19 protein-coding genes are annotated in these 23,771 nt (G+C 64.8%); 8 read left to right on the plus strand and 11 right to left on the minus strand.

The window, feature by feature from the left end:
* Positions 1–190 precede the first annotated feature (190 nt).
* Together KPL74_13355 and KPL74_13360 are read right to left on the minus strand one after the other, a co-directional pair.
* Positions 191–853: a DUF4398 domain-containing protein gene (locus KPL74_13355; GenBank protein ID QWT18727.1), complete on the minus strand. Its 663-nt coding sequence runs from the start codon at positions 851–853 to the stop codon at positions 191–193.
* Positions 853–1,440 (minus strand): DUF4398 domain-containing protein, encoded by a 588-nt coding sequence (locus KPL74_13360; GenBank protein QWT18728.1) that lies wholly within the window; start codon positions 1,438–1,440, stop codon positions 853–855. The genes KPL74_13355 and KPL74_13360 overlap by 1 nt, the downstream gene beginning before the upstream one ends.
* 120 nt (positions 1,441–1,560) lie before the next feature.
* On the opposite strand from KPL74_13360, the gene KPL74_13365 reads away from it, so the two are divergent.
* Together KPL74_13365 and KPL74_13370 are read left to right on the plus strand one after the other, a co-directional pair.
* Positions 1,561–2,643 carry a PilT/PilU family type 4a pilus ATPase gene (locus KPL74_13365; GenBank protein QWT22616.1) on the plus strand — a complete coding sequence of 361 codons (1,083 nt, stop codon included), beginning with the start codon at positions 1,561–1,563 and terminating at the stop codon, positions 2,641–2,643.
* A 112-nt stretch (positions 2,644–2,755) separates the two neighbouring features.
* Positions 2,756–5,767 carry an autotransporter domain-containing protein gene (locus tag KPL74_13370; protein ID QWT18729.1) on the plus strand — a complete coding sequence of 1,004 codons (3,012 nt, stop codon included), beginning with the start codon at positions 2,756–2,758 and terminating at the stop codon, positions 5,765–5,767.
* 36 nt (positions 5,768–5,803) lie between these two features.
* On the opposite strand, the gene maiA is transcribed toward KPL74_13370, so the two are convergent.
* Complete coding sequence (maiA, locus tag KPL74_13375) at positions 5,804–6,451, minus strand: maleylacetoacetate isomerase (GenBank protein ID QWT18730.1); 648 nt, start codon at positions 6,449–6,451, stop codon at positions 5,804–5,806.
* Positions 6,452–6,556: 105 nt separating this feature from the next.
* Here maiA and KPL74_13380 point away from each other — a divergent pair, with 105 nt between their 5' ends.
* Both KPL74_13380 and KPL74_13385 read left to right on the plus strand, forming a co-directional pair.
* Complete coding sequence (locus KPL74_13380; protein QWT18731.1) at positions 6,557–7,738, plus strand: phosphoglycerate kinase; 1,182 nt, start codon at positions 6,557–6,559, stop codon at positions 7,736–7,738.
* Positions 7,738–8,370, plus strand: a complete 633-nt coding sequence (locus KPL74_13385; GenBank protein ID QWT18732.1) for an HAD hydrolase-like protein — start codon at positions 7,738–7,740, stop codon at positions 8,368–8,370. Before KPL74_13380 ends, KPL74_13385 begins: the two co-directional genes overlap by 1 nt.
* Before the next feature lie 101 nt (positions 8,371–8,471).
* On the opposite strand, the gene KPL74_13390 is transcribed toward KPL74_13385, so the two are convergent.
* A complete protein-coding gene (locus KPL74_13390; GenBank protein ID QWT18733.1) occupies positions 8,472–10,475 on the minus strand; it encodes an acyltransferase in 2,004 nt (667 codons plus the stop codon).
* Between the two features lie 232 nt (positions 10,476–10,707).
* Between KPL74_13390 and KPL74_13395 the strand changes: the two genes are divergently transcribed.
* Positions 10,708–11,274, plus strand: coding sequence for a hypothetical protein (locus KPL74_13395; protein QWT18734.1), 567 nt, complete (start codon positions 10,708–10,710; stop codon positions 11,272–11,274).
* 403 nt (positions 11,275–11,677) lie between these two features.
* Here KPL74_13395 and tkt read toward each other — a convergent pair whose 3' ends face one another.
* Positions 11,678–13,690, minus strand: a complete 2,013-nt coding sequence (gene tkt, locus KPL74_13400; protein ID QWT18735.1) for a transketolase — start codon at positions 13,688–13,690, stop codon at positions 11,678–11,680.
* Positions 13,691–13,917: 227 nt separating this feature from the next.
* Between tkt and KPL74_13405 the strand changes: the two genes are divergently transcribed.
* The gene (locus KPL74_13405) at positions 13,918–14,646 is read left to right on the plus strand and encodes a hypothetical protein (GenBank protein QWT18736.1); all 729 of its coding nucleotides are present in this window, start codon (positions 13,918–13,920) and stop codon (positions 14,644–14,646) included.
* A gap of 242 nt (positions 14,647–14,888) precedes the next feature.
* Complete coding sequence (locus KPL74_13410; GenBank protein ID QWT18737.1) at positions 14,889–15,473, plus strand: porin family protein; 585 nt, start codon at positions 14,889–14,891, stop codon at positions 15,471–15,473.
* Positions 15,474–15,512: 39 nt separating this feature from the next.
* Here the strand turns inward: KPL74_13410 and KPL74_13415 are convergent, their stop codons facing one another.
* From KPL74_13415 to KPL74_13440, 6 genes are all read right to left on the minus strand, one after another.
* Entirely contained in the window at positions 15,513–17,702 is a 2,190-nt protein-coding gene (locus KPL74_13415) for a ricin-type beta-trefoil lectin domain protein (protein QWT18738.1), read from the minus strand.
* A gap of 178 nt (positions 17,703–17,880) precedes the next feature.
* Positions 17,881–18,903, minus strand: a complete 1,023-nt coding sequence (locus KPL74_13420) for a fructose-bisphosphate aldolase class I (protein QWT18739.1) — start codon at positions 18,901–18,903, stop codon at positions 17,881–17,883.
* A 114-nt stretch (positions 18,904–19,017) separates the two neighbouring features.
* The gene (locus KPL74_13425; protein ID QWT18740.1) at positions 19,018–19,461 is read right to left on the minus strand and encodes an energy transducer TonB; all 444 of its coding nucleotides are present in this window, start codon (positions 19,459–19,461) and stop codon (positions 19,018–19,020) included.
* Positions 19,462–19,634: 173 nt separating this feature from the next.
* The gene (gene pyk / locus KPL74_13430; protein ID QWT18741.1) at positions 19,635–21,104 is read right to left on the minus strand and encodes a pyruvate kinase; all 1,470 of its coding nucleotides are present in this window, start codon (positions 21,102–21,104) and stop codon (positions 19,635–19,637) included.
* Between the two features lie 49 nt (positions 21,105–21,153).
* The gene (locus KPL74_13435) at positions 21,154–21,978 is read right to left on the minus strand and encodes a S1/P1 nuclease (GenBank protein QWT18742.1); all 825 of its coding nucleotides are present in this window, start codon (positions 21,976–21,978) and stop codon (positions 21,154–21,156) included.
* A 99-nt stretch (positions 21,979–22,077) separates the two neighbouring features.
* On the minus strand, positions 22,078–22,407 hold the full coding sequence (locus tag KPL74_13440; protein ID QWT18743.1) for a hypothetical protein: 330 nt from the start codon (positions 22,405–22,407) through the stop codon (positions 22,078–22,080).
* 279 nt (positions 22,408–22,686) lie between these two features.
* Between KPL74_13440 and gap the strand changes: the two genes are divergently transcribed.
* Positions 22,687–23,703, plus strand: coding sequence for a type I glyceraldehyde-3-phosphate dehydrogenase (gap, locus tag KPL74_13445; protein QWT18744.1), 1,017 nt, complete (start codon positions 22,687–22,689; stop codon positions 23,701–23,703).
* Positions 23,704–23,771 lie beyond the last annotated feature (68 nt).

Raw genomic sequence — 23,771 nt, forward strand, 5'->3', positions numbered from 1 at the left:
AAATTCGCAAAAACGCACGCAAAAACGGTTGCAGAGGCAACGGTTTACGCGGCAGGCATTGAGTGGGGCGAGACGGGGGGCGAGGCGGGAGCGTGTGGGTTTTCGCGAACGGGATCGCGCGCAGGCGCGCTCCTACAGGGGGTGTAGGAGCGCGCCTGCGCGCGATGGGGCCGCCTTCAGGCGGCTGGGCTCAGTTACCGCCCGACGAGACCTTCTTCTTCCGCGCGGTCGACGGCGTGTCCGCCGGCGCACCGCCATCCGACGAGTTCATGTCGCGCATCGCGCGTGCGGCCTGCTCGGCCAGTGCGGCCTGCTTCTTTGCCGCGTTGGCCACCTTGGCCTGGGCGGCGGCGACCTGGCGAGCCTTCTCGCCCTCGGCCTTGGCCTGGTCCAGCGCCTGGGAGTACTCCACGCCCTGCTGCTGCAGGCGGGCGGCCTCTTCCTGGATCATCTGGTTCTGCTGGCGCTGCTGCTCGAGCTGGCGACGGGCCATTTCCGTGTCGAGGCGGCTCGCCTCGAGCAGGATGGCGTCGTGCTCACGGTCCAGCTGGGCGCCCTTGGCCTGGGCGTCCTGGAACTGGGCCATGGCCTTGGCGATGTCGACGCGGCGTTCGGCGATGTACAGGTAATGGCCGTGCTGCTTGTCCTTCGGCTTGAACTGGGCGACCTGGCCGATGGCTTCACGGGCACGGGCCTGTTCGGCCTGTGCGTAGTTGCCGAGGGTCGGATCCGACGAGAGCTGGTCCAGGCTGGAGTTCAGCCGGCGCACGTCGAGGTCGTCCGTGGCGGCCATGGCCGTGCCGGCGCCGATCGCCAGCGCCAGGGCGGAAAGGAGGATGGTGGAACGCTTCATCACTGGCCTCCCTGGTTGTCGGTCTGCGGCTGGGGTTGTGGCTGCTGGGGCTGCGACTGGATGTAGCTGCCGGAATTGTCGTTCAGCGGCTGGGTTTCACCGCCGGCCGGGGGCGGCGTGGTGCCCTGGGCCTCGGGCAGGACGGTTTCCGTCTCCTGCACGTTGTTCGGAATCGGCACGGTATCGTTCGCGTGGTTGTCGATCATCTCGACGCGCATCCGCGAATTCTCCTTGCTCTTTGCCGAATTCTGGGCACGCGCGGCGCCCAGGCGGGCCTTGGCACGCGCCAGTTCGCTGTCGGCACGCGACTCGTCGGCCAGCACGGAGGCGTCGTCGTACTTGCGCGAGGCCATGGCGGCCTGGGCCTGGCGGAACTTGCTCTGGGCGTAATCCAGGTCCACCGGCGCATAATCGGCGGCACCGGCATCGCGGGCGGCCTGGAGCTGGGCCAGGGCCTGGTTCATGGATCCATCGGGCGGCGGGGTGCTGGCGCAGCCCGCCAGTGAGGCAATCGCCAGTGCCAGCACGGCCTGGAGAAGGAGCCGGCGGCCCTTGGGCAGGGCGTTCGACGGCAAGATGTGCACCATCACTCGTTCCTCTTAAGGCTTTGCGAGATATTGTCGATATAGAAGGTCGGGAGACCGTCGTCTCGATTGTAATGCGAACCAACGGGGGTTTAGGTGGATATCGGTTATTTCCTGAAGCTGATGGTGGACAAGGGCGCGTCGGACATGTTCCTGACGACCGGTGCCCCCGTGAACATCAAGGTGGAAGGCAAGCTCTACCCCCTTGGTAATACCGGCCTGCCGAGCGGCATGGTCAAGAAAATCGCCTATTCGCTCATGGACGAGGGCCAGGTACCGCAGTTCGAACGCGACCTGGAGCTGAACATGGCCCTGGCGGTCAAGGAAGCCGGCCGATTCCGCATCAACGTGTTCAAGCAGCGTGGCGAGATCGGCATGGTCATCCGTGCGATCAAGAGCGAGATCCCCTCGCTGGACGAACTGCAGCTGCCGGGCATCTTCCGCGAGCTGATCATGGAGCCGCGCGGCCTGATCCTCGTCGTGGGCGCCACGGGCTCGGGCAAGTCCACCACCCTCGCCGCCATGCTCGACCACCGCAACACCAACAGCTCCGGGCACATCCTCACCATCGAGGATCCGATCGAATACCTGCACCGGCACAAGCGCTCCATCGTCAACCAGCGCGAAGTGGGCCTGGATACCCACAGCTATCACGAGGCGCTGAAGAACGCGATGCGCGAAGCGCCCGACGTGATCATGATCGGCGAGATCCGCGACACCGAGACCATGGAAGCGGCGATCTCCTTCTCGGAAACCGGCCACCTCTGCCTGGCGACGCTGCACTCCAACAACGCCGACCAGACCCTCGAGCGCATCCTCAACTTCTTCCCGGAGTCGGCGCACAAGAACGTGCTGATGAACCTGGCCCTGAACCTGCGCGCGGTGATCAGCCAGCGCCTGGTGATCGGCAAGGACGGCCGCCGCATGCCGGCCACCGAAGTGCTGCTTAACACCCCGCTGATCCGCGACATGATCCGTCGCGGCCAGATCCACGAGGTGAAGGACGCCATGGACCGCAGCCTGCAGGAAGGCATGCAGACCTTCGACCAGTCGCTCTACCGCCTGTACAAGGACGGCAAGATCACCCTCGAGGAGTGCCTGAACAAGGCCGATTCGCGCGATGGACTGGCGTTGAAGATCCGCTTGTCCGAAGGCGCGACCGGGAACGAATTCGCCTCGAGCGATCCGTACGGTATCGGCGTCTAGTCCTCGCCGCCCGGGGCTAGACCCGTCCCGGGTCGAGGCACGGTGCGCGGCAAGGCACTGGAAGTACCGGTCGTCATTTGGCAGGATGCCGCGATAACGGGGGAAACAGGCCATGGAAGCATTTGACGATGCGGCTGCACTTGCTCGAAGGGTCATCGACGCCCGGCATAAGCCGCGCAGTGTCGCGTTGCTCGTGGCGCTTTCGCTGGGACTTTCCGCTTGTGGCGGCGGGGGCGGTAGCCGGCCTACCCCGCCACCGTCGGGCCCATCGGGTGGCGGGGAAATCGATGTGGGCGCTGGCGCTGTCACGGTCGTGCCCGACAGCCTCAGCGGCTCGAATACCCTGGTCAAAGGCGGCGCCGGAACGCTCGTGCTCACGGGTACCAACACGTACTCGGGTGGAACACTGATCAAGCAGGGCATCCTGCAGATCGGCAACGGAGACACGGCCGGCTCCATTACCGGCGACGTGACCGACAACGGCACCCTGGCATTCAATCGTACGGACGATATTGTCTTCGATGGCCTGGTCAGCGGAACGGGTGGCCTGACCCTGTCCGGACGGGGTGCCGTAACGTTGACCCGATCGAATACCTACACGGGCCTTACGCAGATCGACCACGGAGAGCTCTTCGTCAACGGCGACCAATCCGCCGCCACCGGCGCCACGAACGTCGGCGCCCTGGGCACCCTGGCCGGAAAGGGCACGCTGGGTGGGGATGTGAACGTCATCGGCGGGCTGGCCGTCTCCGCAAGCACCTCGGGCGCGAAGGACGGCGTCGTCGGAAACCTGACGGTCAACGGCAACCTCACCTTCGGCTCTGGTTCCGTCTTCGAAACCGACGCAGGATTGGTCAACGGCCTGCCCTTGAGCGGTGTGGTGAACGTAAAAGGCAACTTGAGTCTTTTCACGACGATCTACGCGACCAATGCAACGGTCAAACCCACTCTTCAGGGCGTGCAGCGACTCCTGAATTACGACGGCAACCTCACCCTCACATCGTTGGAACTTGGCACACGCGGGCCTGGCTTCGGTCTGCAGACAGCCGTCAATCACCAGATCAACCTGGTCTACGGGCAACCGGGCGTCGTCTACGATTTCTGGGATGGCGCTGGCGCGGTAGGAAACCACGCGATCGAAGGTGGCAATGGCACCTGGGAGGCAGGCGGTACGAGCCAGGCTTGGACGGACGTCGTCGGCGGCGTCAACAGCTCATTCGGCAACGGCGCATTTGCCGTGTTCGAGGGGCCAGCCGGCACGATCGACGTAAGTCGTACTACCGGGGACATCAAGGTCGGAGGCATGCAATTCGCCACCGATGGCTACGTCATCCGCGGCGATGCCCTCAATCTTACGGGAGACCCCTACGACCCGGCGCACACCACGATTCGCGTCGGCGACAGCACGCTTGCGGCGCCGAACATGACGGCAACCATCGACAGTGCGCTGACGGGCACATCGGGCCTGGTCAAGGTCGACGCCGGCACCCTGGTGCTCGGCGGCACGAACACGTACGCCGGCGGGACGACCGTCGATGGTGGCACGTTAATGACGCGATATACGTTGCCCGGCAACGCTACCGTAAGCCCACTTGGCAGGCTCGATGGCGTGATCACCCCCGGAAGCCAGGGCTCGGGGCTTCCAGGCGTGACTGGGAACCTCACCAACGCTGGCAGGACCGCCGTGCATGGGGGCGACAGCGTGGTCGGGGGCGACTATGCGCAGCCCTCGACGGGTACGCTCGCCGTCAGCCTTGGCAGCAAACTGTCGGTCGGCGGCACCGCTACGCTCGACGGCGGTACGCTGGAGGTCACTGGCGCCGACACAGGCTATGCCAGCAATACGCATACCCAGATACTGACGGCGACGAACGGCCTCACGGGTACCTTTGGCAACCTCGTCAAAGACGCTGGCGTTGTTTTCAAGTCCAGCACCATCAACTACGACGGGCACAGCGCATGGCTGGATACGACGGGCCTGAATGTCACGACGGCTGCGGCAGGCAACGGGGTCTCATACACCGCTGCATCACTCAGTAGCGCGGAGCGCGTGCAAGGGGCCCTCACGCAGTTGAACACGTCGATCGCGAGTGGAAATCCTTCCGGCGTATCCAGCGACTTCCTGCGTGCAGCCGGCGAGTTCCAGCAGGCGCCGACCCTCCAGGCGGCGCAGGCTTCGCTGCAGAGCCTGTCGGGCCAGTTACATGCGGCCGGCGCTGCCATGACGTTCCAGGCAATCGACGCGTCCGGCCGCGCCCTCGCAGACCACTTCGACAGCGTACTAGGCAATACCGCATCAGCGGGCACGTGGACGCAGAACTTCAACCTGGGCGGCGATATGGGCCGCACCGGATATGACGGTGTTGGCTTCCAGCTCAACGGTTGGCTGGTTGGCAGCGATCGCCAGATCGGCCCTGGCGGCATCGCGGGTTTCGCGTTCGGCCAGAGCGTGGGACAGCAACAACTGGACCAGAGCTACGATCACAACCGTAGCCGCAGCACGGAAGGCATGCTGTACGCGGGGTGGCTCAACGGCCAGTGGTACACGCAGGGACGTGTCGCCGTCGGGCAGTTCCGGCAGGACGTGAGTCGCCAGCTCTTGCTCGGCAATGACACCGACGGCGTCTCGACGAGTTACGACGGGACTTACAACGTCGCTTATGGCGAAACAGGCCTGCATCTGGACGTAGCAGGCACGCGTGTCATGCCTTACGTCAACGCCGAATATACGAGCATTCACCGCGACGGCTTTACGGAATCGGGTGCCGGCGGCTTCGGCTTGCGCGCCGGTGGACAGGTGATCGACCGCTGGCAAGGTGGCGCCGGCCTTCGTGCGAACCACCACTGGGCGCTGGATGGCGGGCGGGGTGTCGACTTCTCGGCTGGGGCACAATTCCGTCGCACGCTGGCTTCGCATGGCGACGTGTTCGATGCCAGCTTCGTCGGCCTGCCTCAGTGGCAGCCACTGGCGGGAATTGGACTTTCCCGTTACAGCAGCATCGTCAACCTGGGCCTCAACGCAACGCTATCGGCCCGGACCAGGCTGGATTTTGCCTACGACTACGAGAAAGGGCAGCGTGACCAGGCTCAGGCGGTGTCTGCGCGATTGAACGTCGCGCTCTGACGACATCGCCATGCGATGGCGCGGACACAGCCAGGATCAAGCCGCATCTGGCTGGACTTCTGGCGCGGCAGCCTGGAATGCCGGCAACGCCTGGCATTGGTCGACGACTCGCCGGATCAACGGATATGGCCCCAGGTCCAGCTCCCAGCGCACCGCGTTGTAGAACTGCGGCACCAGGCAAGCGTCGGCGAGGGTCGGCGCATCGCCCCAGCAGAAACGCCCACGCGGGCCCTGGGCGAGCAATGCCTCGATGCCGTCGAAACCGTTGCCGATCCAGCGCCGGCACCATGCCGCCTTCGCCGCCGGATCCGCCCCGAAGCGCGTCTCGATCTCCTTGAGCACCCGCAGGTTGCCCAGCGGATGGATGTCGGTACCGACGGCCAGGGCCAGTTCGCGGACCCGGGCGCGGCCGATCCGGTCGGCGGGGAGCAGGGCCGGCGTCGGATAGGCTTCTTCGAGGTACTCCAGGATCGCCATGGACTGGCGAACCACCACGTCGCCGTCGACCAGGGTCGGCAGCTGCGCCTGGGGTGACACCTCGCGGTAAGCGGCCTTCAGGTGTTCCCCACCCTCGTTCAGCAAGTGCACGAGCCGCGGCTCCCAGGCCAGGCCCTTCAGGTTCAGGGCGATGCGAACGCGGTAGGCAGCGCTGGAGCGCCAATAGGTGTAGAGGGCGAGGGTCATGGATTTTCCTCCGGTGGACGGCCGATTCTAGCTGGCCCGGATTTGCGCCGGTCTACCCTTGGCAAGGACAATCGGGGTTTCTCCTTCCCAAGCTGGAGTCCCACCGTGTCCGTCATCCGCATGCAAGACCTCGACCTGCGCGGCAAGCGCGTGCTTATCCGCGAAGACCTGAATGTCCCGGTCGAGAACGGCAGGATCACGTCCACCCAGCGCCTCGACGCCTCGCTGCCGACCATCGTCGCCGCCCGCGACGCCGGGGCGAAGGTGATGGTCATCTCGCACCTGGGCCGTCCGAAGGAAGGTGAGTTCGATGAAGCGTCGTCGCTGAAGCCGGTGGCCGAATGGCTGGGCAAGAAGCTGGGCAAGGACGTGCGCCTCGTGCGCGACTACCTGGACGGCGTCGACGTCGCCGACGGCGAAGTGGTGGTGCTGGAGAACTGCCGCATGAACGTCGGCGAGGGCAAGGACGACGAGGCGCTGTCGAAGAAGTATGCCGCCCTGTGCGACGTCTTCGTCATGGACGCCTTCGGCACCGCGCATCGCGCCCAGGCTTCGACCCATGGCGTGATCCGCTTCGCCCCGGTCGCCGCAGCGGGCCCCCTCCTCGCGAAGGAGCTGGACGCGCTGGGCCAGGCGCTGGAAAAGCCGGCCAAGCCGCTGCTCGCCATCGTCGCCGGCTCCAAGGTGTCGACCAAGCTGGAGTTGCTGCAGAACCTCGTCGGTCGCGTCGAACAGCTGATCGTCGGCGGCGGCATCGCCAACACCTTCATCCTCGCGTCGGGCCACAAGGTGGGCAAGTCACTGGTCGAAGCCGATCTGCTCGATACGGCGAAGAAGATCATGGCCGATGCGAAGGCGCGCGGTGCCGACGTGCCGGTCCCGACCGACGTGGTCGTGGCGACCGAGTTCTCGGCGTCGGCGAAGGCCACCGTGAAGGCGGTTGGCGACGTCGCCGACGACGAGATGATCCTGGACATCGGTCCGGATACGGCAAGGCGCTACGCCGACCTGATCGCGAAGGCCGGCACCGTCGTGTGGAACGGCCCGGTCGGCGTGTTCGAGTTCGACGCCTTCGGCAAGGGTACCGAGACGCTGGCCCGCGCCATCGCCGCCTCGAAGGCCTTCTCGATCGCCGGCGGCGGCGACACGCTGGCCGCGGTGGACAAGTACGGCATCGAAGACGGCGTCTCTTACATCTCCACCGGCGGCGGCGCGTTCCTCGAATTCCTCGAAGGCAAGGAGCTGCCAGCCGTGGCCGCACTCAAGGCACGCAAGGACGCGAAGTAATGCTTTTTCTCTTCGATCTCGATGGCACGCTCATCGATTCCGAAATCGGCATCTTCGCCGGCATCCGCCATTCCATGGCGGCGGTCGGCGCGGAGCCGCCGGATGATGCGGCCCTTCGGTCGTGGATCGGGCCACCGTTGCGGGTCAGCTTTGGCGCCGTGCTGGATGGCGACGCGGATCGCGTCGAAGCCGCGGTCGCGGCTTACTCGCAGCGGTTCCACGACGTGGGCTGGTCCGAGCACAAGGTGTACGACGGCATTCCCGAACTGATCGCCGGCCTCGCCGCGCGTGGCCACCACCTCGCCGTCGTCACGAGCAAGGTGCGTCCGCACGCGGAACCGATCATCAGGCACCTGCCGTTCGGCGAAGCGTTCGATCGCGTCTACGCCCCTGCCCCGTCGACGGCGCACAGCGAAAAGGCCGAGATGGTGGCGGCTGCCCTCGCGGACTTCGAGCACCTCGAGTCCGATGCCTTCATGATCGGCGACCGCCGCTACGACATGGAAGGCGCCGTCGCCAACGGCGTGCGCGGCATCGGCGTGCTGTGGGGCTTCGGCGACCGCGAGGAACTGGAAGAAGCGGGTGCATGGAAAATCGTTGCGAGTCCTGCCGAGATCCTCGCGCTCGGCTGATGCGTCATCGCTGTTATCCACACCCTGTGTGGATACACCTTGCATAAGGGTGTGGATAACTTGCCCGGTGCCAGCGCTTTCAAGGACTTGGCTTTCGATGGTTATTTGTTGGCCAACGCGCGCACGGCCTCGGTAAAGGACGGCGCGAGTGATCGGCTCCCAAAAGCGCTGAGATGGTCGCCGTCGAAGAACAGTGGTCGCCCATTCGCGTAGCCGCCACACACCGGGCCAACCGGACAGATCGCGCCGACCGGATCAAAGACCGCAACACCCTCGTCCGCAGCGGCGAGTGACTCCAGCGCCCGGACCATCGGCGCACGTCGTCGCTCGAATTCATCCCTGCGCACGCTAGAGCCTGGCTGGCATATCGACTGGTGCGCCGTCCAGGTGTCGGCACAACGGAACAAGGGTATGTCGAGTACGAGATTGGGTGCAAAAAGAACGACCCGTGCTCCCTTGCTCCGAAGTTTGACCAACAAGGCTCTCGCCTCCGGAAGCCCCGCAGGGACCGCCTCCGAAGCCTTCTCCACAGGCCCCCACTGATCGACCTTACGAGCCATTCGCAATGACGGAAGCGCGACGACATCGCCCTCGCCGAGGGTGGCCGACATGTGCTCCCACGCGGCCTGGAAGCTCTGCCGGCAATGATCGGAGTCTTCGCGCTCAGGCATGAGGCTCATCGTGGGGCAGCCGCCGTTGTTGTACAGGAACGTCGTGGCCCCGGTTCTTGCAGTGTAGGTCGCGAACGCCGGGCCGAGCGCCAGCGCGTGCGAGTCACCGATGACGAAAAGCCGGGGCGCCGGCGAATCATCCGCGCATGCGGCGCGTGCGAGCGTTGTCACCCTTCCCGTGCCGACCGATGCGTTCGTGCGAGTGATGTCGCCGCACGGTGATTCGCCGCGCGCCCTGGTCGTTGGATACCAGTCACCGGCATTGCGCATGACCGTCGATTGCGACCAATGGCTCGCCTGGCGCGCGATCTGCCCGTGCAGTGTTGCACCGACGATCATCGCAAGGACACCACACGCAATGATCGATCGAGGCCGCCATGCCGTGAACCGCCGTTCCATGACCGGCTCCACTAAGCGATACGAAAGGTAACCCAGCGTGACGGCGATGCACGCCGCAAGGACGCGGAAGCCGATCGTGTCGAGGCCCAGCGTCCAACGGAACACGACGAACACCGGCCAATGCCAAAGGTAAAGCGAGTACGACATGCGGCCCACGGCCGCCAGCGGCCTACAGCCAAGCAAGGCGTGAGCCCCTCCCCCTTCGCGCAAGGACAGGGCGATGAGGATCGCCGTGGTACCGCCTACAGCGAGTAGCGCGCCGGGGAAAGGAAAGGTGCTCGCACGTGCATGAAGGAATGAACCGAGCACCGCGGCGACGCCGATGAGTGCCAGCACGTCCCAACACAGGCCATGAGGTCGGCTGCGTGCTTGCGTCGCAGCGAATTGCAGGGCTTGCCAGGCGACAACGCCTGCGAGGAACTCCCACGCACGCGAAGGCAGCCAGTGGAAATGCTCCTGGAACGTCGCCCCGCCGATGGCGGCGTAGGCGACCGACAGACCGAGTGTCGAGATGCTGATGGCGCAGGCGATGCCGCGCCCACGCCTCCCACGCGACCAGGCGGCGAAGACGAGCGGGAAAAGCAGATAGAACTGCTCCTCGAGACCCAACGACCAGGTGTGCGCGTAAGGATTGAAATCGATGATGGGCGAGAAGTAGTCATCGCCTCGCGCCACGATCAGCCAGTTACTCAATCCAAAGAACGCCATGCGCGCCGTGTTGGCATTGCCTTCGCCCAACCAGGCGTCCGGCACCCATAGGGAACACGCTGTGGCCGTCGCCAGAAGGCATAACGCGAGTGCCGGGAAGAGACGCTTCACGCGCCTGGCGAAGAATCGCGCAATCCATTGGGACTCGCCTTGTGTTCGCGCCACGGATGCACTGACGACGAAACCGGATACGACGAGAAACACATCGACACCCGAGAACCCGCCGGGAAGCGAACGATGGTCAAGGTGGTACCAGACGACACCGGCCACGGCCAATGCGCGAAGCCCGTCGATAAACGGGAGCCGGTGTCCTGGCCGAGCATCCATGCGTCAAAACCTTCCAACGAAACGAAGAGGCTAGCAGCGGCTGTTCGTGTGTCCGATAGGACAAGTCTGAAAGTTGTGTGCGAGTTCACCGACAGCATCCGCTGACAGCGATTGCCGTGCTCGCGTAGGCTCCTGCACCGACATGGATTGGCGGATTGTCCCGATGAGAGGATTTCCTTCTTCCACCTACGGTATCCCGGCACCAATAACGGTGCTCCAAAGGGATGACGTTTTGAAGAGTTCCACCACGAAAAAAATCATGATTGCCGCGCTTGGCTTCATGAGCACCGGCGCCGTATGCAAAGCAGAGGTATTGCACCCTGGCCAGAATCTGCTCCCGGGCAGAGCGCTTCATTCAACCAACGGTCGCTACCATGCCATCCTCCAGGCCGATGGGAATTTCGTCGTCTACCGAAACGACGGCGCTGTCATGTGGGCGACCTGGACGCAAGGTTCCGGTGCGGTCACGGCGAACATGCAGGCGGATGGCAACTTCGTTCTCTACGCACCAGGGGTCCGACCCGTCTGGTCGACGGCGACGCGCGGCCGGGACCGGGTATTCACGGTCAGCGACCTCGGACAGGCGATGGTGATCAAGGTAGGCAAATGGGACCCAAGCGGAGACGTTCCCACGTTGATGAAACGCGGCGCCACCTATGCCTGGGTCGCCCCTCAATGGGATTCGGCGCATCTTGGCGGCGGCCCGCGCGGACCGCACTGCGTTGGTGATCCCCGCGCTTGTGGACATGCGGGCAGTTCGCGGGTCAAGAGGCACGGGGGTATCAACTGGTCATGGTGACTTCCATCGCCACCACCATCGCCGCGCTGCTTGCCGCACCGCAGGTCATGCAGGTCGAAGATGCCAGGAATGAGTCCGCCCTCGGCTGGCATTCCACCCTCAGGGTAAACGAACACACGCGCGAGACTCCGCGACCGCCTGCCGTAAGGAGCCCTGGCCGCAGCGAGAAAGTTCTTCGTGACGTGTCCCAATCGATTCTTCCCTCGCTGACCCACGGGTACGCGTGCTCGGAGGTCCATGGCGTCGCCCTTGCATCGACTAACCAAGCTGCCGAAGCATCGGTCGCGACATCACCCTGCGCGACGTTCGGCCGATAAGGGCCACGCATTGCCTGCGGTAGGCATGCGCAAAAGAAGAGGGCCCCTCGCGGGGCCCTCTTTGCGACAGCGCTATCGCAACTGTCTTACTTGATCACGCTCTTGACCGCATCGATCACGGCCGTCGTGGTGATGCCGAAGTGCTCGTACAGCTTGTCGATCGGCGCCGACGCACCGAAGGTGGTCATGCCGATGGTCTTGCCGTCCAGGCCGACGTACTTGGCCCAGAAGTCCACGCTGGCAGCCTCGACGGCCACGCGGGCGCGGCACCACGACGGCAGGACGCCTTCGCGATACTCGACCGGCTGCGCGTCGAACTCTTCCGTGCAGGGCATCGACACCACGCGGACCGGGATGCCCTGGTCGCCGAGTGCCTTGGCAGCTTCGACGGCCATGCCGACTTCCGAACCGGTGGAGATGATGATCGCCTTGAACTTCTCGGCCGGCTCGAGCAGGACGTAACCACCCTTCTCGATGTTGGCGACCTGCTCGTCCGTGCGCGGATTATGCTTCAGGTTCTGGCGCGAGAAGATCAGGCACGACGGGTTGCCGGTGCGCTCGATCGCCTTCTTCCACGACACGGCCGATTCCACGGCATCCGCCGGGCGCCACACGCGGTTGTTCGGGATCAGGCGCAGCGAGCCGAGGTGCTCCACCGGCTGGTGGGTCGGGCCGTCTTCGCCCAGGCCGATCGAATCGTGCGTGTACACGTGGATCGCGTGGGCCGGGATCAGGCACGACATGCGCACGGCATTGCGGGCGTAGTCGGAGAACACCAGGAAGGTCGCGTCGTACGGCACGAAGCCGCCGTGCAGCGCGATGCCGTTCGAGATGGCGGACATGCCGAACTCACGCACGCCGTAGTGGATGTAGTTGCCTTCCGCACCGCCCGTGGAAATGTTCTTCGAACCCTTCCAGATGGTGAGGTTGGACGGCGCGAGGTCGGCCGAGCCACCGATCAGTTCCGGCAACAGCGGGCCGTAGGCATCGAGCGACATCTGCGATGCCTTGCGCGACGCGACCACCGGGCCTTCCGCCTGCAGCTTCTTGATGAACGCATCGGCGCCCGCGTGGAAATCCTTCGGCAGGTCGCCGGCAAGGCGGCGCTTCAGCTCGGCCGCAAGCTCCGGGAATTCCTTGGCATAGGCATCGAACTTGTCGTTCCATGCCTTCTCGGACTTCGTACCGGCTTCCTTCGCATTCCACGAGCTGTAGATCGCTTCCGGAATCTCGAAGGCGGGGTAGTTCCAGCCAAGGCGCTCGCGGGTCAGCTTGACCTCTTCGACGCCGAGGGCGGCACCGTGCGACTCTTCCTTGCCTTCCTTGTTCGGCGAACCGAAGCCGATGATCGTCTTGCAGATCACCAGGCTCGGCTTCTCGCTCTGCGCGGTGGCCGATGCGATCGCCGCCTTGATCGCTTCCGGATCGTGGCCGTCGACCGGCTTGCCGTCCTTGCCCACCACCACGTTCCAGCCGTAGGCGCGGAAACGCTCGGCCGTGTCGTCGGTGAACCAGTCGTGCACTTCGCCGTCGATCGAGATGCCATTGTCGTCGTAGATCGCGACGAGCTTGCCCAGCTTCAGGGTGCCGGCCAGCGAGGACACTTCGTGCGAGATGCCTTCCATCAGGCAACCGTCGCCCACGAACACGTAGGTGTGGTGGTTGACGATGTCATGGCCCGGGCGGTTGAAGCGCTGCGCCAGCACTTCCTCGGCGATGGCGAAGCCCACGGCGTTCGCGAGGCCCTGGCCCAGCGGGCCGGTGGTGGTCTCGACGCCCGGCGTGTGGCCGAATTCCGGATGGCCGGCGGTGTGGTGATCCAGCTGGCGGAAATTCTTGATGTCTTCGATCGGCAGGTTGTAGCCGGTCAGGTGCAGCAGCGCGTACTGCAGCATCGAACCGTGGCCGTTGGAGAGGATGAAGCGATCGCGGTTGGGCCAATGCGGGTTGGCCGGATTGTGGTGGAGGAAATCTCCCCACAGCACCTCAGCGATGTCGGCCATGCCCATGGGCATGCCCGGGTGGCCCGAATTCGCAGCTTGCACGGCATCCATGGCCAAGGCGCGGATCGCATTGGCGCGTTCGCGGCGTGTCGTCATCGGCGTTCTCCAGTTCGGAAGGCGGGTGAAAGCGCTCATTGTGGCGCATCGCGTATCACGTTGTCGTGGACGTTCATGCCGCGCCCGCGAAGTTAACCTCGCCTTAATCTTTTGGAACCGATTTTTGAATCTCTTCAGGTACGGGCGGTTCTAATGAATCACGGTCATCGACATTCCCCCCTTCCCCACGGTCGGTGGCCTGCCCCGAAAATAAGAGGAATACCCCCATGAAAAAGGCAGCTCTTGCCCTTGCAGTTTCTTGCGCCTCGTTTGTGGCCATTCCGGCCTTTGCACAGGACAACCAGGCCGTTTCCGGTAACTTCCAGCCGAGCCAGGCTGTCGGTAGCGGTAACTGGTTCATCGGCGCCAACGTCGGCCGTACCAACGGCAGCGACACCGGCGGCTTCGGCAGCAACACCAGTGGTTTCGATTTCCTGCACGGCGAAAAGGGTCGCAAGACCGGCTACGGCGTGCTCGGCGGTTATCGTTGGAAGGTGGGCCCGGACCTTGGCCTCGGCCTTGAAGCCGGCTACACCGACCTCGGCAACTACCGCGTCAAGAACGTGTTCGAGTCCGGCCAGGACGTCGACCAGAAGAGCCGCCGCGACGCACTGCGTGGCTGGATGGTCGGCGTGAGCGGCAAGATCAACCTCGTGCCGCAGTGGTACATCAGCGCGCACGGCGGTTACTTCCGCGCCAACGATAACGGCGGCAGCTACAACAACTCGGTGGGCCAGGACCTTGGCTTCTCCAGCGGTGGCCGCCCGAACCGCGGCAGCTGGTACGCCGGCATCGGCACCGGTTGGGACGTCAACGAGCACTTCGGCATCGGCGTCACCTACGACTACTTCCACGCCAATGCGGGCAAGATCGTCGACAACACCACCGGCGAGACCCAGCCTGACCTGAAGCGCTCCACCGGCATCGTGTCGCTGGCCGGCGAGTACCGCTTCTAAGCAGCCCCCGCTGCGACATGTAGGAGCGCGCCCGCGCGCGAAAAATGTTGGCGAAAACCTTAAGTCGCGGTGCCCCAGGCACCGCGACTTAACTACGGCTTAATACTGAACTAACCGGTATTGAATTGCCCGAAGCACCCCACATCTTTGTTTCGTCGCACGACATCCCCGCCGTGCGCGGCCCTGGCCGATCCCCCTATGCGGCCCGGGCGACCAAAAATAAAAAGCAGGAGAGTTCCACCATGAAGAAGACCCTCATCGCCCTCGCCCTTGTTGCCGCTGGCGCCGTTGCCGCCCCGGCCTTTGCGCAGGACGTGAACCCGGCCGCAGGCTGGTTCGTGAATGGCAGCGTTGGCCGCACCTCGGTCGACAAGGGCCGTTACGACGGGCATGACACCGGCTATGCGCTCAATGGCGGTTACCGCTGGGGCGTCACGCCGTGGGCTGCCCTGGGTGTCGAAGTGGGCTACAACGACCTTGGCAACATCCACGCCAAGAACCTCTTCAACAGCGACCGCGTGGTCGACCGTCGCAAGTCCGAGCTGCATGGCTGGACGGCTGGCGTGAATGGCAAGTTCAACATCGATCCGCAGTGGTACATCAGCGCTCGCGGTGGCCTGTATGCATGGAAGGGCCACGGTACGAGCAACGACGACATCACCCGCCGTAACCTCGACAAGACGAGCTGGTATGCCGGCGTGGGCGTGGGCTATGACTTCACGAACAACTGGAGCCTCGGCCTGAACTACGACCACTACGATGCGAAGAAGGACAACCTCGACCTGTCGACGAACATGACGTCGGTGTCGCTGGAATATCGCTTCTGAGTGCCCGGGCCGGGCCCCGTTCGGGGCTCGGCCTTTTCGCTAGTTGGGCTGGTATTCCCAACGCTGGTGGTCATTCCCCAGGCATTGCCAGAGCTGCACGCGGTTTCCATTCGACGTCCCGCCGGCCGGATCATCCAGGCACAGGTTGCTTGCAACGCCCCGGACTTCTCCGCGTAGCCGCCACTTCTGATTGGCACCGCCATTACACGCCCACATCCGCACCTGCGTACCGTTCGCCTGGCCCCCGTTGGCCGCTTCCAGGCAGTTGCCGCCGTAGCCGACAAAGGTTCCGCCACCCGAAAGGACAAAGGTCTGGTTGGGCGTTCCGCTGCAGTCCCACACCTGTACAGGTGTACCGTTCGCCGTGCCGTAATTCTGCACATCGAGGCACCGGCCAGCGCTGTTCGTGATCCGCCCGTTTCGCGGGTCGAAGGTCCACCGCTGGTTTGCCGAGCCACCGTCATCCCATAACTGGATGGGCGTGCCATTGCCGGTACCGAATCCGACGGCGTCCAGGACACGGTTGCCGTTGGCAACCACGGCCGTGTTGGTGAATAGCCATGCCTGGTTACCTGCACCCGACGCGGAGAAAAGCTGTAGCGGCGTGCCGCTGCCGGTGCCAAAACCCACCGCATCCAGTGCGAGGGGCGTTTCTTTGTTCAAGAGCGCGGCAGTGCTCGCGTTCTCTCCCCACTGCTGCTGCCGCAGCCCATTGCAAGCCCACATCTGCACGGGGGTTCCATTGGCCGTGCCACCGCCCTGCCCATCCAGGCAGCGCCCGAGGCCATTGGCCAATACGAGTTGACCGGGCTGCACGTCATTGGTGGGTACCACCGTCGCGCGGAAGCCAGCTGCGATGGGCATGGTCTCGCGGAATGTGCGCGCCACGTCTGCGTCATTGGCGACACCGCACGGAAGGCCCTTGCAGATGGAGACGTCCGGCGACGAGTAGACCAACGTTTGTTCCTGGCCGGCGAGCCCATACGCCATGACGTCGAAGAAGCCGGCGCTATCGTTGCGATAGCCATAGGAATAGGGGTAGAGCCCACCTGTCGGGTTCTGCTGCTTGTTGTGCTGGGCGCCCAGGTTGTGTCCCATTTCGTGCGCCAGGGATACGTCTGGACAATAGGAATACGCCCCACTGCCCAGGTCATAGGAGCCGTCGCCGACGACCGACCATGTCTGGCCAGGTCCGCTGGATGCGTATGGTTGCTGAGGGATGTAGGCAAGGCCGCAGCCGTTCTGGCCAGCCACGTAGCGGCGAACGAACGAGACCAGATCCGCCCCGTACTGTCCCCGCGCATTTCGGACAGCAGCGAACGCCGAGCCCGACGCGAGATCGCTCAGCGCCGTGCCGTTGTCCGAATTATCGGCGTAATTCACTTCCATGGTCCCGACGAGACGGAACCCCACGTTCGTGATGTTCGTATTGGAGAGCGCGCGGTTTGCTACGTCCATGAGGTTGGTGAGCGCTGTCGTAGCGGCCGAAGCGCTGCCCCGGTATGCGCGATAACCGCTGCTGTAGGCCACCAGAACGTCAACGGTAGTCGACGCGGAACTCGCTGCGGCCGCCGTGACGGTGCCCTGCGATGTCATGGCAGTGAGTGACCCATCCGCTGCCTTCACCACGGTGTCGCCCCCGGCGCGAAGCCCGCGTTGCAACTGGCTGAAAGCCGCAGTGGACAGGTAGGTGCGGCCGTTCACGGTCGTGATTTGCAGCAGTTGCCCATTGGCTGCCGGCAAGGTTCCCACCGTCGCGTCCGGGCCAAACGTGATGACGGCATCCTGCCCGATGTCACCATCGTGTTTGCGGCCAATCCAGGTCCAGTTACCGTCGTCGTGATTGACGTGGCGGTCGTAGTCGAGGTCGATGCGCGAACCGTCCGGCGCCGTCAAGGTAAGCCGCCCCGATAAGGTCGACGCAAGCGCGCTATCGGCCGAGACATCTACCGGGTAGTACGTGTAGGGCCCTTCCCGATGGGGAGATTCGGTGGACGTGTACGCAAGCAGCTCTTCATTGCTGCCAGGGGACGGGGCGGCGTTGTTACGCTGCGTCGAATCGGCAACGGCCTGGATACCCGGCAAAGGGGTCGAAACGACCGCCGACGGAGCGGGCCCCGGGGAGTGGACGGACGAACTGCCCTGCGCTGTATCGCGGCGCCCGCCGGATGGGCCATCTACCCGCGCCCAGCCCCACGCCATCGTCATCGCAACGATGACGCCAACCATCAAGACCGGCCGGAATCTCATGCATCACCCCCATGCGCGCCGCGAAAGACGCGTTCGGGAATGAAACCGTGGCGACATCCGTCGCGCAAGGGCCTAAACGTGAAAATCGGGCATGCCGCACAATCACGTCACGAGCCGAGGGGCTGAACGCCTGGCGTTCAGCCCCCGGATACGCTCCTTACTTCTTTTTCCAGGTGCCGTTGGCGGCGTCGCTGTTTTCCTTCGCGCGCTCGACGACGGTCTTCTGGGCTGCGTCGTAGTTGTTCTTCTGGTCCTTGGCCCAGGTTTCCAGGGCTTTGGACACCAGCGCGCGGCCGTACGAGAAGCTGATCGGCCACGGGTGCGGGCCGAGCTTGTTGATCTCGTTGAGGTTCTCGGTCGCCTGCAGGTCCGACTGGCCGCCGGAAAGGAACACGATGCCCGCCACGGCGGCCGGCACGGCGTACTGGAACACCGAAACGGTGGCGTTGGCGATGTCTTCGGCGTCGGCCTGGTCTTCCTTCGGCGCGAACTTGCCGGGGATGACCATGCTGACCTTCAGGATCAGCGCCTTCAGTTCGACGTTGTTGAGTTCGAGCTGGCCGAACAGGCTCTGCAGGACTTCCTTGTGCACGGCGAAGCTGGTGTCCAGGTCCTGCACGCTGGACGGATCGTCCATCAGGATTTCCGGCTCGACCATCGGCACGAGGCCGGCTTCCTGGCAGAGGGCGGCATAGCGGGCGAGTGCATGGGTGTTGGCTTCCACGGCGGCCGAGGTCGGCGTGTCGTCGGTGATCTTGATCACGGCACGCCACTTGGCGAACTTCGCGCCGAGCTTCGCGTATTCCTGCAGGCGCTCGCGCAGGCCGTCGAGGCCCTCGGTGACGACTTCATCCGGGAACCCGGCCAGCGGGTGCGTGCCCTTGTCGACCTTGATGCCCGGGAGGATGCCGGCGGCGTTCATGGCTTCGACCATGGTGCGGCCGTCGTCGGTCTTCTGGCGGATCGTCTCGTCGAACAGGATGGCGCCGGAGATGTATTCACCCAGGCCCGGCGCCGTCAGCAGCAGCTGGCGATACTTGCGGCGGTTTTCCTCGGTGTTCTCCAGGCCGACGGCCTCGATGCGCTTCTTGATGGTCGTAGCCGATTCGTCGACGGCGATGATGCCCTTACCCGGGGCCACCATCGCCTGCGCGATCTGTTCGAGGTTTTCGATGCTCATGAGAACTCCATGGAAGTAGTGGTATTGCCCCGCCACGCGGGAAGGGCTAGTGCGAAAACCGGCGGAGTATAGGCGAATACCCCGCGAATGCCGTTGTGCGGCGCGGTCAGCCGATCAAGTGGTCTGGTAACCCGGCAGCGCACACTGCGTCATGATCGCCGCCTTGCGGGCCGGATCTTCGGGCAGGTTGAAGCCGACGACGTAGTAGGTCTGGACCGGCTCGGCCGCCCGGTTCACGCCCGACGGTGCGTAGCGGAAATCCTTCACGGCGCTTACGCCGACCTGGGCGAGGTCGCCCGCGGGGACGGTCTTGGCCGCGACGACGTTCTGCGGCAAGCCGTTCGAACCGATCAGGTAGGTCACCGCGACGCAGCCGGGCTGGTCGAGGTTCTTGCCCACGTTGGGGACATCCGCATTGACCGAGGTGTTGGTCAGCGTCCAGTAGGACGGCAGGCGGTCGGGTGCCACGCGACGCGTGGTTTGCGCCGCGGCGGGGCCGGCGGCAAGGAGGAGGACGGCGGCGGCAAAGGCGCCGGCGTGGGTAAGGTGACGGATCATGACGCCCTCGGTGGTGTGCCAGGGCGAGGAGTGTAACCCCGCGGGCGTCAGGTGGGCGTGTCGAATCGTGCTGCGCAGGCGGTCGGGTACCGGAACCCGGTAGGAGCGCGCCTGCGCGCGATGGGGGGTGCGATACCCCCCTTTTCGCGCGCAGGCGCGCTCCTACATGTTCTTTACAGGTCGCGCAGGCTGTCGGCGATGCCGTCGTCGCCGATCACCAGCAGCTTCAGCGTGTTGGTGCCGCCGTGGCTACCGATATGGTCGCCGTGGGTCAGGATCACGCGGTCGCCCTTGCCCAGCTTGCCCAGCGCGAACAGGTGCTGGAGCGCGGCGCGGGCCGTGTGGGCCGGGTCGAGCTTGCCGGTTTCGAAAGCGACCGGCTGCACGTCGCGGAGCATCAGCATGCGGCGGCGTGCCACGTCCGACGGGCTCATCGCGTAGATGGGCACGGCGAAGCGGTAGCGCGACAGCCACTGGGCCGTGGCGCCCGACTCGGTCAGCGAGACGATGGCGCGCACGCCCACCTGAGAGGCCAGCAGCATCGCGGCGAGGGCGATGGCCTGGTCGGAACGGTCCAGCGAATGCGTGCCCGGACGCAGGTCGTCACGCGGCTCGAACTGGCGCTCGGCACCCAGGCAGATGCGACGCATGGCGGCGACGGCCTTGTCCGGATGGGCACCGGCGGCGCTTTCTTCCGAGAGCATCACCGCGTCGGTACCGTCGATGACGGCATTGGCCACGTCGAGCACTTCGGCGCGGGTCGGGATCGGCGCACGGACCATCGACTGCAGCATCTGCGTCGCGGTGATCACCGAGCGGTTACGCATCACCGACTCGCGGATGATCTTCTTCTGCAGGCCCGGCAGTTCGGCGTCGCCGATCTCCACGCCGAGGTCGCCACGGGCGACCATCACCACGTCGGAGGCGTCGATGATTTCGCCCAGCACCGGGATCGCATCGGCACGCTCGATCTTCGAAACGATGGCGGCATCGCCACCGGCTTCGCGAAGGAGGCGGCGGGCTTCGTGCAGGTCGGCCGCGCAACGCACGAACGACACGGCAAGGAAGTCGGCGCCCATCTCGGCGGCCAGCTTGATGTCGTTACGATCCTTGTCGGACAGCGCCGACACGCTGAGGCCACCGCCCTGGCGGTTCAGGCCCTTGCGGTTGGACAGGCGGCCGCCGATGACGACGCGCGTGTGGATTTCCGAGCCGACCACGTCGAGCACGGCCAGGGCGACCAGGCCGTCGTCCAGCAGCAGGATGTCGCCGGCGACCACGTCCTTGGGCAGGTCGTAGTAGCTGACGCCGACGCGGGTCTGGTCGCCGGCCGGTGCGTCCGGACGGCAATCCAGCACGAAGCTGTCGCCGGGGAGCACGTCGATCGGGCCGTCCGCGAACTTCTCGATGCGGATCTTCGGACCCTGCAGATCGGCGAGGATGCCGACTTCACGACCCACCGCATCGGCGGCGGCGCGCACGGCGTTGGCGCGGGCACGGTGGTCGTCGGGGGTGCCGTGCGACAGGTTCAGGCGAACGATATCCACGCCCTCCTCCAGGATCTTCTCGAGCATGCCCGGGACATCGGTCGCGGGTCCGAGGGTGGCAACGATCTTGGTGCGGCGTACCTGGATATCGGTCATCTGTCTTTACCTTGGTCTGTCTTCTCGAATGGGGGGCGGACGCCGGGGATCAGTCCAGCGTCTTGTTCAGCAGGTCGGCCAGGCGCTTGCCTGCTTCGCGCAGGCGCAGCTCGGCGACCGGGAGGTTCTTCGCCACGTAGGCGTCGTCGATCTTGTGGCTGTCGGGATAGAAGCCCGGCTGGGCGACCACCTGGCAGGACTCTTCCGCCCACTGGGCGTAGGGGTTGTCCAGCGGGGCGATCGGCCGGGGCAGCTTGACGGCGCCTTCCGCAGCCAGGCGGTCGGCGTAGGCGTCCCACTTCAGGTCGCGGGTGTAGAGCAGCTTCGAATCCCACACGCTGTGCAGGTTCGTGCCCTTGCCGTCGAACTGGACCTGGTACTCGTTGCCGCCCTTGTCGTCGCGGTTGCCAGCGTGGAGCGGCTGGTGCACATCGCCGACGAAATGGACGACGAACTTCAGCGCTTCGGCGCGCTCGGCGTTGGACTTGTGGCGGTCGCCGAGGATGGCGACGTACTTCTCCAGCCCACCCACCACGCACTTGCCATCGGCGCAATCGACCGGCGGGTCGTAGTGGCACTTCGGGTCATGGAAGTCGGCGTAGTGGAGCATGCTGGTCGCCTTGCCCAGGTCTTTCGTTTCCGGGTTGTCGCGCAGGCGATCGGGCCAGCTGGCCACGTCCGGGAGCGAGTCGTCCCCGTCGGCCTTGAGCAGGCGCTCGACCTCGGCCTTCGCCGAAGGGTCCAGCTGGCGCCAGGCCAGTTCGGCGACGATCCGGTGGCCGATGTCGCCCCAGGCACCGGCCGTACCGGCCACGGCGGCGAGGGAAAGGGCCACCAGCGTGGCGATGGTGCGGCGCTTATGGGGCGTCTTCATGGGGCAGTAAACGTTTCCGGGGCGGGGCAGCGGCCAAGTGTGCCACACCCGGACTGAGGGGCGAATGACAGATCGCTGCGCCGCAACAAGCTGCGGAGGCTAGCCCTCGCTCGCGGCTTCGGCGCGGTAGAGGCGCCACGCCGCCCCGAGTGCCGTGAGCATGAGGATGAAGCCGATGACGGATCCAGCGGCGGATAGCTTGTCGCCGTTCGTACCGAATACGGCGGCAACAAGCGCCGCTGCCCCACCGAGGCCCACCAACCAACACAGGAACGTCTTCCGGTTGACTGGGGCGAGCAAGGTATACGTAAGCGCCGCCCCGATAGCCGAGAGATAAAGCACCTGCCAAAACGCCGGGTACAGCATGATCGCGGTGAACCCGACGAGGGATGCGTTGGCGACGTAGAAGATCGACAGGCTGCGTTTCATCGTTGGGCTCTTCAAACGTTCGGGCATGGTTTGCGATCTTCGAAAGCGCTTCGGCGAGCTGCCGACAATGCGATGCGTACGCCCGCCCTGGCCCTGCCATGAAGCCTTGCCATGCGTGCTAATAATATCTATAACAATCAATGATCTAGATCAATTACACACCTCATCCGGGCCAGCCAGCCACGGCCTTCCTGTCGCCCGGAATCACCGTCGATCGGCTATAGTGACGGTTTGCACCAAATTGCTCCCCTTTTCACTTTATCCACGCGGAGGTTTGCAATGACGATCAAGGTCGCCATCAACGGTTACGGTCGCATCGGTCGCAATGTACTGCGATCGCTCTACGAGTCGAAGAAGAATGGCCAGGATATCCAGATCGTCGCGATCAACGATCTCGGCGACGCCGAAACCAACGCGCACCTGACCCAGTACGACACGGCCCACGGCCGGTTCCCGGGCGATGTCTCGGTGGATGGCGGCGACCTGATCGTCAACGGCGACCGGATCAAGGTCTTCGCCGAGCGCGACCCGTCCAAGCTGCCCTGGGGCCAGCACGGCGTCGACGTCGTGTTCGAGTGCACCGGCTTCTTCACCTCCAAGGCGAAGGCCAGCGCGCATATCGCCGGCGGTGCCAAGAAGGTGATCATCTCCGCTCCCGGCGACAAGGACGTGGACGGCACCTTCGTCATGGGCGTCAACGACGAGAAGCTGCACGCCGGCCTGGAAGTCATTTCCAACGCCTCCTGCACCACCAACTGCCTGGCACCGCTGGCGAAGGTGCTGCACGAGAAGATCGGCATCGTGCACGGCCTGATGACCACCATCCATGCCTACACGAACGACCAGGTGCTGACGGACGTCTACCACTCCGACCTGCGCCGCGCCCGTAGCGCCACGCACAGCCAGATCCCGACCAAGACCGGCGCCGCCGCCGCGGTGGGCCTGGTCCTGCCGGAGCTCAACGGCAAGCTGGACGGTTTCGCCATGCGCGTGCCGACCATCAACGTGTCGGTGGTCGACCTGACCTTCACCGCCGCGCGCGAGACCACCAAGGAAGAGATCGACGCCGCCATCAACGAAGCCGCCAACGGCAAGCTGAAGGGCATCCTCGCGGTGAACACCAAGCCGCTGGTCTCGATCGACTTCAACCACAACCCGCACTCGTCGATCTACGACTCGACGCAGACCCGCGTCATGGGCGGCACGCTGGTGAAGGTCCTCTCGTGGTACGACAACGAGTGGGGCTTCTCCAACCGCATGCTCGACATGGCCAAGGCCCTGATGGCCGCCAAGTAAGCCGCTCCCTCCTCTGTAGGAGCGCGCCCGCGCGCGACCATGGCAAGCCCTTCGATTTGCCACAATCG

It is taken from the genome of Bacillus sp. NP157 (genome assembly GCA_018889975.1).
GTDB lineage: Bacteria > Pseudomonadota > Gammaproteobacteria > Xanthomonadales > Rhodanobacteraceae > Luteibacter.